At 61.6% G+C, this 687-nt stretch carries 1 protein-coding gene; it reads left to right on the forward strand.

What is annotated here, in order from left to right:
• Positions 1–687, forward strand: a 687-nt coding sequence (locus CH275_RS21740) for an AMP-binding protein (protein WP_143546854.1), incomplete at both ends; no start/stop codon positions are given.

The raw sequence follows: 687 nt of genomic DNA on the forward strand, positions 1-687 counted from the left end.
TGTTGGATGGTTTCGATGCGCGGGTGGCGGCGGATCGGGATGCGGTGGCGATCTCGTTCGAGGGTGTGTCGTTGACGTACGGCGAGTTCGATATGCGGGTCAATCGGTTGGCGCGGTATCTGGTGGGGATCGGTGTGGGGCCGGAGTCGTTGGTGGGGTTGGCGATGCGGCGGTCGTTGGATCTGGTGGTGGGGATGTATGCGATCGTGCGTGCTGGTGGTGCGTATGTTCCGTTGGATCCTGATCATCCGGTGGAGCGGATCGCGCATATCGTCGAGACGGCTGATCCGGTCGCTGTGTTGACCAGGGCGGTCGATGGGGTCGATGTCGGTGCTGGTGTTCGGGTGGTGGATGTGTCCGGGTTGGACTTGTCGGGGGTGTCGGGTTCGGCTGTGTCGGTGTCGGAGCTCGGTGGTGTGGTCAGGCCGCAGTCGCCTGCGTATGTGATTTTCACGTCGGGTTCGACGGGTCGTCCGAAGGGTGTGGCGGTCTCGCACGAGGCGATCGTGAATCAGTTGGTGTGGATGGCGGAGTTCTATGGGTTGACGGCCGAGGATGTGTATTTGCAGAAGACGGCGACGACGTTCGATGTGTCGTTGTGGGGTTATTTTCTGCCGTTGCGGTCTGGTGGTCGGTTGGTGGTGGCGACTGCTGATGGTCATCGGGATCCGGTGTATGTGGCGGAGA

Source organism: Rhodococcus sp. 06-235-1A, assembly GCF_002258785.1.
GTDB lineage: Bacteria > Actinomycetota > Actinomycetes > Mycobacteriales > Mycobacteriaceae > Rhodococcoides.